Source organism: Haloplanus sp. CK5-1, from assembly GCF_037201915.1.
In the GTDB taxonomy this organism is placed as follows: Archaea; Halobacteriota; Halobacteria; order Halobacteriales; family Haloferacaceae; genus Haloplanus; species Haloplanus salilacus.
On the sequence record NZ_CP147505.1, the window covers coordinates 3,021,958 to 3,036,089 of the forward strand.

Below are 14,132 nucleotides of genomic sequence, written 5' to 3' on the forward strand. Positions count from 1 at the left end.
CTCGAACTCGATGAAGATGTCACCGCGTCGTCTACCACGTGTGAACAGTGCCGAGAACAACTCGATCGCTCGCATGTCGACCATTCGGACGACGACTGCGCTTGCTTACATGGTTGTGTGGTCAAGTTCCGCCGTAGCGGAGACGGGGACATAATCCGAGCACGTCGGCTCTGTCGAGGGGGTTCAGTGCATCACGATATTGCGTTCGAACCGACGTCGTTCACAGGCAATCTCTACGACCACGTCGATGCCGTGTGTGAGGACTGCTGGCAGGCCTACGTCAGTCACCAGTGGAGTGGCGACGCTGAGGGTGGGGAACTTCGGGTCGACGTTTGGACGGACGAGGGAACGAAAACGTACTACGCGGCCTCCGTTGAAGCCGTAAACGCCGGCCTCGAAGCCAGACTTCGTCTGACGAGTGAGAACGACCTCAAATTAGAGGTTCCCCGCGAGAAAATCGATTCGGTTGCCCTGACACCCGCTCGGCGCGTCGATTACTGAACGCCGTACGTGGACTCTGCTCAGAACGGTGCGACGAGCCACTCTCCCCCTTCCTTTCGGTCAAGTTGCGGCCCGAAGACCTCCTGAAGCGGATAGAGTTCGTCGTCGTACCGGAGATCGTAGGTCTTCCCACGTCGGTGGAATGACCCTTGGACGACAAACTGCACGGTCGGTGTCTGGTATTCAAGGTCGTTCGCTCGGCGGTCCATCGCCCGTGCGAGGTCGGCTGCCTGCCCGCCGTCTTCGAAGGCTACACCGAGGCCAACGACACTGACCGTCTCGGGCACGTCGTCGTCTTCCAGACAGTCGATGAACTCGTCAACCGGTATCTGGTGGTCGAACGTGTCGTACGCTCCGTCAATGACGATATTGTATCGGCCGGGAATCTTCCCAGGACCTGCCATCTCGATTAAATCATAATTGGAGGCGTTATAGTAGTTTCAATACAAGCGAAGATCTGATACCCCTCTTCGACTTTCTATTGAATTCAGCAGCTATCACGTAAGTGGAAATAATTTAGTCACTTCGAGTTACCACCTGATATAACAGATTCAACAAAATGAGGTTTCTCACTCTCTGTAGTATCAGCCTCTTTGCTGCTGTGGTGCTGCTTGGTTTAGTGCTGTTTCTCCCCATAACTATTGCAACTCTCTCGACTGTACTCGTGGTTTTGTGGATTTTACGTCGAGACGGTGTCCACGGACAGACCGCTCTGGCAATTGGTCTCTTCTATCTCTTCATCTGGATTATCACTGCGGAAATCGGATTCAACACCGCAGTTACAGACCTCAATCAGCTCGCGTTTCTCCTTTTCGGGGCAGTCGGTGTGGGGTACCTGACGATCGAGCGACTCGTCGCAGCTGCTATCGCTTCCGTTCGGTCTTCTGCTCGTGGCTCGACTCTCGGAAGATTCGGTAGTGCTCTCTTGGGGGCTCTAACGACCTTTATTTTCGCGTACAAAGTAAGCCGAATGGTTAGCGTTCGCACATACACCGCTATCGGGCTCGTTCCCGGAATAGCACTCAACCTGGCCCTCTCGACCGGCGATTTCGGCGCACTTGGACAGTTAATCGCAGAAATATCTGGCTTCGCAGTGATCGGATTTATCCTCGGTGGTGCGTTTCTGCTGGATTCTCTGGAGAGTGCAGTTTCGGGTCTCAGGAAGTATCGAGGCGAAAGTGACGACAGTGTTGATGGGCCGAACACCAGTCCATCGGCCAACATTCAGGAACTATCCGACGAACAATTCCTCAATCTTGTGGAGGGGATGATCATATCCGTTCACGAGCGGGGGCGGTTGATTCCTACTGATGTGGATGGCTACGCCCTTATTTACGCCGAATCAAATGAGGGTGATGAACTCATTATCGCTATTCGTGACCGGGCGATACCACACCAAGCGAGTGAGTTCGTCGCACAACTTGAGCAGATTGGAGACTCTGCAGTTCGGGAACTTGGCGGTCGACCAGACAATCTCAGCCTCGTGACCGACGTGGACCTGAACGAGCAGTTGGGACTCTATCTGGCTTCGGAGGGGCTTGATGTCTTGGACGCGCCGTGGTTCGACGAAAGATTTGGATGACTCCCACTATTTCGGAAAATTCGTGTATCTTAGTCGTGCTCACCGGTGGCCGTTTTCCGAGAATCGTTGATCAGCCATCCCAAGTTCTATATGCTGGCGTATAGTACATAGAGTTGAGCGCAGAGGTGCTGCGTGGAGCCTGTGTGACCATGGCCCGCAAGCCTAGCGGCGTAAGCCAATAGGCGTCGAAGACGGACGTGGGCGCAGGAAATGCACCTGATTTCTACACTTCAGAGAGGCGAGTAGCGAGTTCTTCATAGCCCTTTCTTCGGGTATACTGCACGATCGGCCGGACAGAGGACTCGAACTGGACTGGCTCGCCGCCGCCCATCACACCCTCGAACCAACAGTTCATCCGCGTTGGAACGGTTTCGGCCCTTCGTTGCTCAATTGGCTCTGTGTACACAGGAGTGGAGGAGTTTATTATCTCATTGTATGCGGGACCCCAGAGGTGGTTGAATTCCTCTTTGGTCACTGGGGCTGTCGGCGTCACCTCAGAACAGTGACGAGGATGGTCGATCTGGTATGCAAGATGACTCGCACAGAGGTCGGCGAGCAGGGATGTAGGATAATACAATTCCGACTGGATACAGGTAGCCATCGGTGGACAGCTACCTGAGATTCCCGTGATTGCCCGCCCAAACCGCTCTGCCTTGTCCTCGTTACCGTCGAGAATTACGAGCGAATCTTCGACTCCCACCTGTTCAGCGAGAACAGCAGATTGGACTGCCTCAACACGCTCTGGATCAGACCCGTCTCGTCCAAGATGAGTAGTCGCTTTCAGATACTGGCTGTTGTCCTGAACGACCGTCTCGAAGAACCCAACGCTGTCTTCGTACGTCGAATCAGGTCTCGGATTATATCAACTTCAAACGCGACGGATGGCAGATCCGATTAGAACTTGCCGGCCCCTTGTTCAGTATCGTCAGGAAAGCCGGAAAAATAACGGATTTAACGGCTGAACTCTCCACAGCCCTATCTTCGATTGGTGTCGCGGGAATTGAAGAACGGTTCCGCGAAGCGATTGCTGAATACGCAAACGCCGTGTTCTCCGTCCCCGCATTCACGGTCTCGATAACCCTCAGTGTAGCCGCGTACCTCCTTAAGAAACTCTACGATGCGGAACGTCTGGTTCTCGGAGTCATTCATCAAGCCTCGATTGAAGAGTTACCAAGTTGGATGGGATTGGTTGAGGAAGCGAAAAATAATCCGGATATCACCATTTCCTGACTCTATTACTATCCTTACACAATCTGCGTACGATGGAGGATTCGAACCTCCTTCTGCGAAATTGCTTTGCCCCGCGAATCCCACAGAGTCCATAATGTCAGATCTCGGGCGATGGGTCATATGGGGTCTTCTTCCATCACTGATCGGTGGGCTTCTTCTCAATACTGTCGTCCCCTTCGGCTCAATCAACAGCGATGTCTTCAACGTAGTGCTGACGGACCCCATACTCCGAGTCGGTGCGTCAACTGTCGTACTACTCGCCCCCGTGTACTTCGGCGTGAGCTACATCATTAGGCTCGTCCAGTCTCTCATAGACCGGCGACGAGAAATTAAGAAAAGCAACTCTCCGAGCGTCTACAGTAGCACGTCAAAGCCGAGTAAGCTAACGTGGTACGGCGTCGTGCGACAGTACGGTGCCGACTGGTACGTGGCCTTCGGCGAACCCCGCCGTGGCAGTACCAAGTACGCATACCTCGAGAAGGGGCCATGTTGCCCGAACTGCCAGACCGAAATGGTTCATCGGAACAAGACACGACTCATCGTATTGAAGAAACGAGTATGGTTGTGTCCGGAGTGCGAGACGGTCGTTGAACGGCCCAAAGAGTTGCTATTCGAAGAAGAACGCGGAGTGGAGAACATAGTCGAGAAACACATAACGGCTGCCCTCTCTACTGACGATCCTGAAGAGTACATCGACTCAATTGATGCCCTCGATACGGGACAATGGGGGAGAGGCCTTCCTTGAGGTTTGAGAGTTCACATCCGTATCCTATCGCCGCACGCGGTACACGTTGAGGCTCGCTCTACCGGCTGGTTCACTACCGGCTACTCGAAATAAACAGCGTGAATTTGCTGACTACAAGCTCTATATGCAGCACGCCGTTAGTGCCAATTGTTGAGAGCTCTCACAGATCCATTCTCAGAGGTCAGTCTGAATCCTCGAATCGCTTCACTTTCTTCTGGTCTTTCTCGTAATATTCTATACAAAAACCATCGAGTATCTCGACGAGTTCTGAGTCCGCTGAATCCGACTCAACAACCTGCTCCACAATTTGTGAAACCTGACTATCCTCTATCGCCACATCTCTCTGAGATACGTGGTCGTTAGCGATGGCTTGAGGGTCATCTTTGTCGTCAACTTCATCAAATGCTAGCCGAGTGATGCCACCAGCCACCCCCCCGGCTGCACCACTAACAATCGCTACAAATACAGGTTCAAGCATTATAGGAGCTCGAAGACTGGATTTCCTCAGAGAGCATTTTCCCAACGACGTTCAGTACGCCATTCAATTCACTTGAAGAGGGCTCGTAATCTCTCTCGTGGAACTGGCGTTCAATTTGATAGGTCATCAGCTCCCTGAGCACTTTCGCTAGTTGTCCACTCTCTTGATGGCGGCGGCAACAAGAGTCCGGTCTAACACGGTAAGGACGCTGATACGAGACGAAGTACACATCTGACGCCACGGAGAGTTGAGGAAGAGTCACAAATCTGGATTGTTTTGGCTGTAGTTGTCGTTCAGACTGATCTCCGAAGACAGCTGTCGCTGTTCGCCAGCCTCGCTTCGCCGAAGCGAGGCGGCTCAACCGAGTCCGTGTTCGTATCCTGCTGGCAGTCCTTCTCCGTTAGTCCGGTACTTCTCTTTCCAGCCGAGTTCGTCGTCTAACACCCGTTCGATCCCGTGCAAAAACGCGTCACCAAACGCGAATGTTTTCGGAAGTGCTCGCCCGCCCCGCCGTGGTCGGGCGAGCACGGCCCACTGTAACACGAGCCACAACTGCTCTAACAGAAACCCCACGCCCACGTAGAACAGCCGGATTGTCGTCGATGGCGTTGTTGTCAGGGCACGCGCTTCTCGGAACTTCTCGTAGCTCTTCTCTATCCGTGAACGCTTGTTGTAGGTCGTAGCGACTTGCGCGGGCGTGCGGTCTTCCAGACCGTACGCCGCGTATCCTGTCGCTTTCACACCAGACTTTCCGCGGTCACCGTTCTGATAGGTAACGTTCACCGCCAGTGGATACGTCTGTTCGTGCTCTTTCCCTTCGCAAATCGTCTCTTCGGTCATGTGTGACGCGGCCTTGGAGAGTTTCTTCCGGAGCGAGTCTTTCCGGGTTATGACCGGAAAGACTGGCGGTGCTGTCTCCCGAAGAATACCGATTAACTCCCCGACAAAGGCGTCCCTGTCCATGAGGATCTGGTCGGTCTCGAATGGGTATGTTTCGACGCGGGCGAGCACGCGCTCGACCGCGTCGGCCTTGCTGTCCTCGCCGTCAACTGGTTCAACCGCCAGTGTGAGTGGCTTTCCCTGCGCGATGACGAACGCAGTACAGTACCGGTGACACTTCGTGGTTCCATCTCGTGCTTCCATTCTCCTGAACTCGTCCTCGTCGTCTGGATGACCGTGGAACGGATTGTCCATGAAGTCCAGACAGATGGTTCTCGACCCGCCGCGGTCGAGAACCGTCATCGCCACCAGTGCGAGGATATCGTTGACAGCATCAAGCATCGGCTCTTTCTCCAAGGTGTGCAACCAGTCCATCACTGGCTCGCGGTTTGGCGTGTCCTCAGTGTTCGTCGTGACACCGTTGACGGAGGTTGTGTCAACAGCAGCTCGTAAGACGACTTCCATGATTTCCTCGGAATCGAGGCCGGAGCCCTCGATTCCTTCCATCGGTATCAGCTCAAGCAACTCCATGCTAAGAGACTTCAACTGGCTGCTCGAAATGTACTCGTCCGGATCTGTGAGGATGCGTTTGAGTCTTGGGAACTCCATCACACACAGGAATCCGGGCAGCGGCTGAATCAGGCGACTGATTCAGTCGCGTCATTCTAATCACTACGTGTCAGAAACTGGTCTCTTGAGCCAGAGTGGACAACTAGCGACTTTTTTTTCAAAGTGCGTTGGATTCACCAGTTCGATGTATTCGGACCATCCTTTCCCGTTGATTATGTCTGCGTCGATATCTATGGTTAGATCAGTTGGGAGCTCCAGTGCGGGAATATCCTCTGGTTTTACAGGTACATTCGAAAATTTGTCCTCGTAAGTAGGACGCGGCTGCTTTCGAATTCCGTTCGGCATCGGAATATCTATCCGTATTTCCCCTGGCCTCGGTGTAGATTCCACTTCAAAATCATAAGCAGAGAACTGGACAGTGGGAGATAAACTGAATGTCATTAAATAGTCATCGTTCACTTCGTCTTTCAGCATCATATATTGTTCCCGAGATCGAAATTCCAACGCGAGCCGTCCATCTTCATCCTCTTCCTCATCGACCCTACTTTTGTTATATACTCTGTCAAATTGGACACCCCCGACATGTACCGTTATCCGCAGTATATCATCAGCAGAAATATATTCAACAGTATATTTGTCAGGCTGAGTGCTCTCTAAATTCTCACCTGAGTTTTCCGGGGTCATGAGTGGAATGTGTGATATGAGCCGTTATCAAAGTAGTTCTTACAATCACAATACCCATCTAAATCTCCATAGAATACTTGAAATTCCTATGCAGCGTAACGATATTCTGAACTATCGCTTATCCGCATTAATCGGGCGAAGCGAACCCGGCACCACGTCTTCGTATCGATTGAATTCTCAAAAATATCTTGAGCGACAGCTTGCTGACCACCTCCTCTGTATCTTGCACGGCGTTTCTGACAGTTTCACGCACTATCGATAGCTAAACCGATGGCTGCATCCTGCACTGTACACCGCTCACTCCTTGAAGTTTCAGCGAGTCAGTTGTCGGAGACCACTCGTAAACGCCCATTCTTCAACGTCATGAACTCTTCAAATGAATATATGTCCTCTAAGAATGTTCTTTACCATGCTGAGTATAATCAAAAGTGCACCACAGGATCTTAGATAGCCCGAATTTACTATTTAACAGCATCTCACCGTCTATCTGAAGTAAAGCTCAATAAGCAGCATCTAGCTGTCGTTCCAACAGCTGGACTTGTCTACAATCTCTTTGAGTGATTTCAGTTCTTATTGGAATTGTGCGATAGAGATCTCTTGGCTTCGATATTGGGAAGATAGTACGAAGAGTCTTTATTGACTTTCACTATCTCTTTGCTAAATTCGGTTAGTCAGCGATCGATATCTGGATCACGAACAAAATCTGAATTCACTTTACCTGTCGGTACAGGGGTTATCCTTCCTGTTCCTCACTTACGTCGCTAACACGATTTACTGCTGCACCATTGTTCTCATCAAGCCGTACCCAGTTCTGCGTGTCAAGTTTGCCATCAAGATACGCCTCGCCCTCGTCAGTAAGAATGTAAACACCGTTACCCAAATGTTGAAGTAGATCTTCGTCAGCCAGTCTTCGGCATCTCTTAGCGATATACTGACGAGAATAATGTATTGGCCCTTCTCTCTTCATCTCTGTGGGAGACCCAGAATCATGTTCTCTAATATACTCCAACACCCTATCGTCAACGAGCGTCATCCAGTCTCCAGAGTGGCGCATATACATTCTACCTTCTCGTATCAGATAACACATTTCCATTTAAATAACCATGCATAGTTGTACTCATAGGAGTCTTCGTAAACTATAATATACGGCGGAATGATTAGTAACCTACGGAACCACGCGAGACCCTGTTGGCACTTCGAGATTGGTCGGTGACGCGGACGGTGCTGGAATCACCGCCCGCGTTACGGTTCCGCGGTTAAGCTATGCGAACCGCGAGTACCACGGGACGAATGTCCCGCATGATCCGAGAGGGACCGAGCGGAGAAAGACCTGACGACGACTGTGTCGTCTGTGGAGACCCAGCCGACGGGATCGACGCCGGGCGCGACGGCAACCCGCCCGTCTGTCGACGGTGCGTGAGGATCCGCTTCGACGGCGGAGTCGTCGAGAGCGCGAAGTATCACGCAGTGCGTTCGGACTGCAACTTCGGGGAACTCGAAGACGATCAACACCGCGCGGCGCAAGCGGTCGACGAACACGAGAGCGACGAGCCGCCGCACGCCGTGCACTTCGAGGAGGTGGCTGAGCGATGAGATTCCAAATGCGAACAGACGGCGGTCCGTCCGACCTCGACGTCGACGATGCAGTGACCCGGTGGCTCGGTCGACTCCGTCTCGACCACGCCGATGCGACGGTCGAATCGTACCGGCGACGTCTCTTGCACTTCCTCGATTGGTGCGACGAGCACGACATCGACACTGTCGGCGAGGTGACGGCGTGGGACATCGACGAGTTCGACATTCATCGGCGGGAGGAAGGCGTGAAGTCGATCAGCCTCAACAACGAGTTGACGGCCCTCCGGCTGTTCCTCCGGTACTGTGAGCGCGTCAGCCTCGTCGGCGGTGGCCTTTCCGAGACAGTCGAGCCGCCGACTGTCCCAGATGGTGAGGAGACGAACGACGAGTTCCTTGCACCGAACGACGCCCGTGACTTACTCGCCACCTACCGGAACGGCCGGGACCGATACACGCGCGAGCACGCCGTTCTCGAAGTGGCGTGGTGGATCGGGTGTCGCAAGGGTGGCCTTGCCGCGCTTGACCTCGACGACTACGATGCCAACGAGGGGTACGTCCGCTTCCGCCACCGACCGGAAACGGGGACGCCGCTGAAGAACGGTCCCGATGGCGAGCGCGTCGTCGGCCTCGGCGCAGATACTCGGGACGCACTCGACGGATACATCGAGCACAGCCGTCACGACACCACCGACGAACACGGCCGTCGTCCGCTGTTCGCGACGGCGCAGGGTCGGGCGCACATCAACACCCTCACGAAGTCGGTATACTTCGGGACGGTCCCGTGCCGGTATCGGGAGTGTCCGCACGGCAACGAGCGGCCGACCTGTAAGTTCTACTCCCGGACGAACGGGTACAAGTGCCCGTCGAGTGTGTCGCCCCACCCCGTCCGGTCGGGGTCGATCATGTGGCAACTCAACTGCGGGATGCGCCCCGACCGCGTCGCCGAGCGAGTGAACGCGACTGTCGAAGTGATCGAGACGTACTACGACAAGGTGAGCGAACTGGAGGACTACCGCGAGCGGCGAGCAGACGACTTGGACAAACTCGGTTTCGACGACTCTCAGGAGAGTGATGACGATGCATGAAATCAACAGACTGCGTACGAATCATCGGAACACGGCGGTCCCATACTCCTGTTGGGTCCTCGTGGACGAGCGAATCGAGTCCACGGCGGTCCCACTCGGTTTTACAGGCGAATCACCACCCGGTAGCGACCCCCTTATCACGAGGTGGTCGGCATGAGCGGTGGTGCTCGTCTCACCGATCTGTCGGACCTGCCGACGCCCTGCTGTGACTTCTGCTGTGGTCGGATCGAGTACGAGGGCTCAGGAGTACACTGTACTCGACGAGGGAGTGTGTCGGCCGTGAGACGCCACGGTCCGACCTCTGGCGCGTCTCGTCACGACCACGTCGGACGGGAGTCTCACCTAGCGTGTCTGTCCGGAGTGCAACGGAGGGGATCGCCGGAGAGTGTGGACGTCCCGCTCGGCGGCTACCCCGAGATCGACCGTCCCGACGACACCGCGCGTACGCAATCTTCGACGCCGTCGCCGATCACGCGACGTGTTCGACGGCGGCCTCCCCACAGTGGGGACAGTACTCGTAGCCGTCGGCCACCGACGCCTCACAGGAGCGACAGACGTACTCGGGGTCGGAGTCGGAGTCTGCGTGGTCTCCGTCCACGAACGCCCGTTTCGTCTTCTCGAATTTCTCTCCAGCTTTCCTGAACAGGCTCATCGCCCCAAAGAAGGGAGGGATTCGAATAAGCGTTGGGCAGCGCGCGGTCGCTGGCGCCCCAGTCGGTCCCCGGTCGACCGCGCGGTGGCCCGCTCAGTCCTCTGCCGGCGGCAGTCCCTCGTCGTCCACGACGTCGCCGTCGGCGTCGACGGTGACGACCCCGCGGTTGTTCACGGCGTAGGGATCGAGGCCGATCTCCTCCATGAACCCTTTGTAGAGGCGCTCGACCGTCTCGCCGTCCTTCTGTCGGTCGGAGGCCCGATCACAGAGCGCGATCAGGTCCTCGGGCACGTCGTTCTCGTGGACGATCCAGTGGTTGATGAGGTCTGAGAGCCGGCGGATGGGAGAGGTGAAGTGGCCGTAGATGTCGAAGTTGAGCGCGTGGTGGCCGCCGAAGGGGTCGTTCATGTACTTCGCGCGCGGCATCACCTTCAACACGGCGCGCTGGATCTTCGAGAGCATCCGGTCGGGAGAGGTCTCCAGGGCCCCGTTGACGGCCTTTCGGGGGTCGTCCCACTTGTCGGAGGGGATGGAGACACCGTTCAACTCCTGAATCTCGCGGAGGGCGTCGTTCCACTGGTCCGGCGTGGGCTGGGGGTGGACCCGGTACATCGCCTCGACGCCCCGGTTCCACATCAGTTCGTGCGTGACGGCCTTGTTCGCCTTCAGCATGCACTCCTCGATGATGGTGTGGGCGCGGTCCCGGCGTGGGTTGAGGACGAGCGAGCCGTCCTCCTTGCGCTGTTCGTGCATCCGGTCGGCCAACTCGAACGCGCGGGTGTTCTCGTCGTGCAGGGGCGCGTCGGGATCCTCCAGGCGCTGTTCACACTCCCCGTACGTCAGTCGCTCGTCGCTCCGGATGACGGACTTGTAGATGTCGATCTCCTCGAAGGAGAGCGTCTCGGGGTCGAGTTCCATCTCGACGGTGTGGGCGAGGCGGTCCTCGTCGGGGACGAGCGAACACACCGTCTCCGCGAGTGTCGGCGGCAGCATGTGGACGGTGTAAGCCGGGAGGTAGACGGTGTTGCCGCGCTGGACGGCCTCCTCCCACATCGCGGAGTCGGGGTGGACGTAGTGGGTCACGTCGGCGATGTGGACCCACAAGCGGTAGGCGTCCTCCTCCTCGCGGACGCTGATCGCGTCGTCGAAGTCCTGGGCGTCGATGGGGTCGGTCGTCCACGCGGTCAAGTCACGCAGGTCCTGCCGTTCGTCGAGTTCGGCCTCGATTTCGGCCTGGACGCCGTCGGTTCGCTCCTCGGCCTCGCGGAGCACCTCGCGCGGGAAGCCGTCCCGAATCTCGAACTCCTCGAACAGTTCCTCGCGTTTCTCCTGTAACTGCCGGGCCTCGTCGGGACTGATCTCGACCGGGCCCTGTCCCTCGGCCGTGCCGGCCTCGGCTTGTGCCTGCGAGTCGTTCGTCATACCCCGGAGTAGAGGTGACGGGTAGTTAGACGTGTCGGGCCGGGTATCGCCGACTACGACTCGGGTTCCTCGGGGTCCGCGGAGCCGTACCGCTCCTCGACGGCGCCGTAGTAGCGCTCCAGAAACGCCTCCCGGGAGAGGTGCTCGTCGTCGGCGATGTCGACGAGGAGGGATTCGAGGTCGTCGCGTGGCTGGTGACAGAGGCTCCGGTAGCACGACTTACAGAGGTGCTCGAACTCCTTGCCGCGACGGCTCCACCGGTCGCCCTCCTTGTCGTACTCGCGGGCGTCGGATCGGCGAAGCGACGTGCCACACGCGATGCAGACGACCGTCTTCCCGTCTCCGTCCGAGCCCGAACGCCACATGGTCGACGACAGGCACCACGCCCACTTAGCGTTTGTTACGCGTCGGACGTGCGACGGACGGCGTGGTTACGCGTCGTCGCCGTCACCCATCACCGTCAGCACGGGCCGATCGGCGCTCAACAGCACTGACTGCGTGGTGCTTCCGAACAGCGTCTTTCCGACCGGACTCCGCTTTCTCCCGCCGATCACGAGATACGCCGCGTCCCGGCGTCCGGCCTCGGCGACGACTTCCGAACCGACCTCGCCGACGCGCCCGACCGGCGTGGCCTCGTCGGCGTCGTCGAGCGTTTCCTCGATCACAGCGCGGGCGACCCCTTCGGCGTGGGCCTCGCCGTCCTCGATGGTGTACTCGCCACCACCGCTGTCCCCACGTCGCTCGTACTGGACGCCGGGCGCGAGCGATGCGATGGCGTTGTCGGGTGCCGAGACCGCCTCCCAGCGCTCGTCGAACCGTTCCTGGAGCATGACGTGCAACACGATCAGCGGTTCGCCGTGGGCGGTCGCCATCTCGTGGCCGGCACGCACCACCGGGTCGGGCGTCGTCTCGCCGTCGGCTGCTGCGAGGATGACCATACTCTCCGTGTTCGGACGATTGATAAAAATATCAGGGTTAGCCTGGGAGTCTCACCCACGACGACTCGACCCACCGTCCGTGCCGACGGAACCGTAGGTTTATACGATAGTATTGTATAGTATACCCACAAGCATGAACGAACAGATCTCGAACGGGGTTCGACTCTTCCTGTCGGTCGTCGTTGCGCTATCGCTCGTCCTCTCGGCGGCGGCGACGCCCGTCGCCGCCGCGTCGTACGACGAATACCAGGAGCCCGAACTGGTCCCGACGATCCAGGGCTCGAACGTCGTCGCCCCGGGGGAGACGGCGACGCTGACGGTGCAGTTACAGAACCGCGGAACGGCAGTCACTCACTCCGACGGGAACGTCGACCGACTCGCGTCCGTCGTCGACGCCCACGGCGTCACGCCGGGGACCGCGACGGCGACGACGGTGACCGTCGACGCCGGTGGCGCGCCGCTCGAGGTCGACTCGGGCCCACAGAGCGCGGGCAGTATCTCTCCCCGGAGCGAAGGCGACGTGTCGCTCGAACTCGACGTCGACGAGGGCGCGTCGCCCGGAACGTACGAACTCCCGGTAGTCGTCGAGTACCAGTACATCCACCGGATCAGCGCCGACGCCGACGACTTCTTCATCGTCCGAAACGACGTGCGAGTGACCAAACACGTCACGGTCCGCATCGACGAATCGTTCCGACTGGACGTCGTCGGCGTGACGAGTGAGAACCTCCGTCACAAGGAGGATGGAACCGTCTCGGTGACGGTTCGAAACGCCGGAAGCGAGACGGGAACCGACACGGAACTCCAGCTGCTCGAGACTGGGCAGCTCCGACCCCGGACCAACGGCGTCTCCCTCGGACGGCTGGAGTCCGGCGAGACGGCGACGGCCGAGTTCCGCGTCGGCGTCAGGGATATCGAAGCGGCCGGTAACTACTCCGTCGGCGTCCGCGCCAACTACGAGGACGAGGACGGGACGGTGAAACAGTCCGAGATCAGGCGCGGTACCGTCGGCGTCGAGGACGCCCCCTCCTTTACTCTCGACGCTTCCACCGAGTCCCTCTACGTCGACTCGACCGGTGCGGTGGCGCTGACCGTGACGAACACCGGCGACCGTCCCGTCCGCAACGCGCGGGCGGTCCTCCACCCGACCGAGCCGTTCTCCCCGCTGTCGACGAGTGCGAGCCTCGGCACGCTCGACCCCGGAGAGAGCGCGACGACTCGCTTCAAACTCGAAGTCGCCGACCGGGCCGTCCCGCAGACCTACCCGCTCGTGTACACCGTCGAGTACGACGACGCCTACGACGAACGAGTCACCAGCGAGGAGCGAACCGTCTCGGCGGACGTCGGTCCGGAGATGACCATCGAGACGTCCGGATCGCCCGCCGTCGCGGCCGGTTCGACGGAGACCATCGACGTGACCGTCCGAAACACCGGCGACGACGTCATGCGCGACGCGGTGGCCCGCATCAACGTGAACACGCCGTTCGAGACCGACGACGACACGGCCTACGTCGGCGACCTGGCACCCGGCGAATCCCGGACGGTCACGTTCACCGTGAGTGTCGACGACGAAGCCACCCCGAAAGCCTACACCGTCGACACGACGGTCAAGTACGACAACGCCTTCGACCGTACCGTCGTCACCGGAACCGAATCGACGTCCGTCACGGTGACCGAGGGGGGCGGTGGCCTCCTTGAGACGATCCTCGACATCTTCGGACTGTAAATGAG

At 57.7% G+C, this 14,132-nt stretch carries 17 protein-coding genes; 7 read left to right on the forward strand and 10 right to left on the reverse strand.

Annotated elements, in window-relative coordinates; translation table 11 throughout:
• The first annotated feature begins 186 nt into the window (after window positions 1-186).
• Window positions 187-501, forward strand: a complete 315-nt coding sequence (locus NBT81_RS16035; RefSeq protein WP_338739874.1) for a hypothetical protein — start codon at window positions 187-189, stop codon at window positions 499-501.
• A 20-nt stretch (window positions 502-521) separates the two neighbouring features.
• Here the strand turns inward: NBT81_RS16035 and NBT81_RS16040 are convergent, their stop codons facing one another.
• Complete coding sequence (locus NBT81_RS16040) at window positions 522-905, reverse strand: hypothetical protein (RefSeq protein ID WP_338739876.1); 384 nt, start codon at window positions 903-905, stop codon at window positions 522-524.
• 215 nt (window positions 906-1,120) lie between these two features.
• Between NBT81_RS16040 and NBT81_RS16045 the strand changes: the two genes are divergently transcribed.
• A complete protein-coding gene (locus NBT81_RS16045) occupies window positions 1,121-2,083 on the forward strand; it encodes a hypothetical protein (RefSeq protein ID WP_338739878.1) in 963 nt (320 codons plus the stop codon).
• Between the two features lie 223 nt (window positions 2,084-2,306).
• Here NBT81_RS16045 and NBT81_RS16050 read toward each other — a convergent pair whose 3' ends face one another.
• Window positions 2,307-2,783: a hypothetical protein gene (locus tag NBT81_RS16050; protein ID WP_338739880.1), complete on the reverse strand. Its 477-nt coding sequence runs from the start codon at window positions 2,781-2,783 to the stop codon at window positions 2,307-2,309.
• 212 nt (window positions 2,784-2,995) lie between these two features.
• Here NBT81_RS16050 and NBT81_RS16055 point away from each other — a divergent pair, with 212 nt between their 5' ends.
• Both NBT81_RS16055 and NBT81_RS16060 read left to right on the forward strand, forming a co-directional pair.
• Entirely contained in the window at window positions 2,996-3,313 is a 318-nt protein-coding gene (locus NBT81_RS16055; RefSeq protein ID WP_338739882.1) for a hypothetical protein, read from the forward strand.
• A 94-nt stretch (window positions 3,314-3,407) separates the two neighbouring features.
• The gene (locus tag NBT81_RS16060) at window positions 3,408-4,058 is read left to right on the forward strand and encodes a hypothetical protein (RefSeq protein WP_338739883.1); all 651 of its coding nucleotides are present in this window, start codon (window positions 3,408-3,410) and stop codon (window positions 4,056-4,058) included.
• Window positions 4,059-4,239: 181 nt separating this feature from the next.
• Here the strand turns inward: NBT81_RS16060 and NBT81_RS16065 are convergent, their stop codons facing one another.
• The 4 genes from NBT81_RS16065 to NBT81_RS16080 form a co-directional block, all read right to left on the reverse strand.
• Entirely contained in the window at window positions 4,240-4,536 is a 297-nt protein-coding gene (locus NBT81_RS16065) for a hypothetical protein (RefSeq protein ID WP_338739884.1), read from the reverse strand.
• A gap of 357 nt (window positions 4,537-4,893) precedes the next feature.
• Complete coding sequence (locus NBT81_RS16070; RefSeq protein ID WP_425498664.1) at window positions 4,894-6,084, reverse strand: ISH3 family transposase; 1,191 nt, start codon at window positions 6,082-6,084, stop codon at window positions 4,894-4,896.
• Between the two features lie 63 nt (window positions 6,085-6,147).
• Window positions 6,148-6,729, reverse strand: a complete 582-nt coding sequence (locus NBT81_RS16075; protein WP_338739885.1) for a hypothetical protein — start codon at window positions 6,727-6,729, stop codon at window positions 6,148-6,150.
• Window positions 6,730-7,462: 733 nt separating this feature from the next.
• Window positions 7,463-7,783 (reverse strand): phage repressor protein, encoded by a 321-nt coding sequence (locus tag NBT81_RS16080; RefSeq protein ID WP_425498689.1) that lies wholly within the window; start codon window positions 7,781-7,783, stop codon window positions 7,463-7,465.
• A 245-nt stretch (window positions 7,784-8,028) separates the two neighbouring features.
• Here NBT81_RS16080 and NBT81_RS16085 point away from each other — a divergent pair, with 245 nt between their 5' ends.
• Window positions 8,029-8,322, forward strand: a complete 294-nt coding sequence (locus tag NBT81_RS16085) for a hypothetical protein (RefSeq protein WP_338739887.1) — start codon at window positions 8,029-8,031, stop codon at window positions 8,320-8,322.
• Between the two features lie 8 nt (window positions 8,323-8,330).
• Entirely contained in the window at window positions 8,331-9,389 is a 1,059-nt protein-coding gene (locus NBT81_RS16090; RefSeq protein ID WP_338739889.1) for a tyrosine-type recombinase/integrase, read from the forward strand.
• 469 nt (window positions 9,390-9,858) lie between these two features.
• On the opposite strand, the gene NBT81_RS16095 is transcribed toward NBT81_RS16090, so the two are convergent.
• The 4 genes from NBT81_RS16095 to NBT81_RS16110 form a co-directional block, all read right to left on the reverse strand.
• On the reverse strand, window positions 9,859-10,041 hold the full coding sequence (locus NBT81_RS16095; RefSeq protein WP_338739890.1) for a hypothetical protein: 183 nt from the start codon (window positions 10,039-10,041) through the stop codon (window positions 9,859-9,861).
• Window positions 10,042-10,134: 93 nt separating this feature from the next.
• A complete protein-coding gene (locus tag NBT81_RS16100; RefSeq protein ID WP_338739892.1) occupies window positions 10,135-11,463 on the reverse strand; it encodes a ribonuclease R family protein in 1,329 nt (442 codons plus the stop codon).
• 53 nt (window positions 11,464-11,516) lie between these two features.
• Window positions 11,517-11,828 carry a DUF7562 family protein gene (locus NBT81_RS16105; RefSeq protein ID WP_338739893.1) on the reverse strand — a complete coding sequence of 104 codons (312 nt, stop codon included), beginning with the start codon at window positions 11,826-11,828 and terminating at the stop codon, window positions 11,517-11,519.
• Window positions 11,829-11,894: 66 nt separating this feature from the next.
• Window positions 11,895-12,401 carry a universal stress protein gene (locus tag NBT81_RS16110; RefSeq protein ID WP_338739894.1) on the reverse strand — a complete coding sequence of 169 codons (507 nt, stop codon included), beginning with the start codon at window positions 12,399-12,401 and terminating at the stop codon, window positions 11,895-11,897.
• A gap of 133 nt (window positions 12,402-12,534) precedes the next feature.
• Here NBT81_RS16110 and NBT81_RS16115 point away from each other — a divergent pair, with 133 nt between their 5' ends.
• Window positions 12,535-14,127, forward strand: coding sequence for a COG1361 S-layer family protein (locus NBT81_RS16115; RefSeq protein WP_338739895.1), 1,593 nt, complete (start codon window positions 12,535-12,537; stop codon window positions 14,125-14,127).
• The last annotated feature ends 5 nt before the right edge of the window (window positions 14,128-14,132 follow it).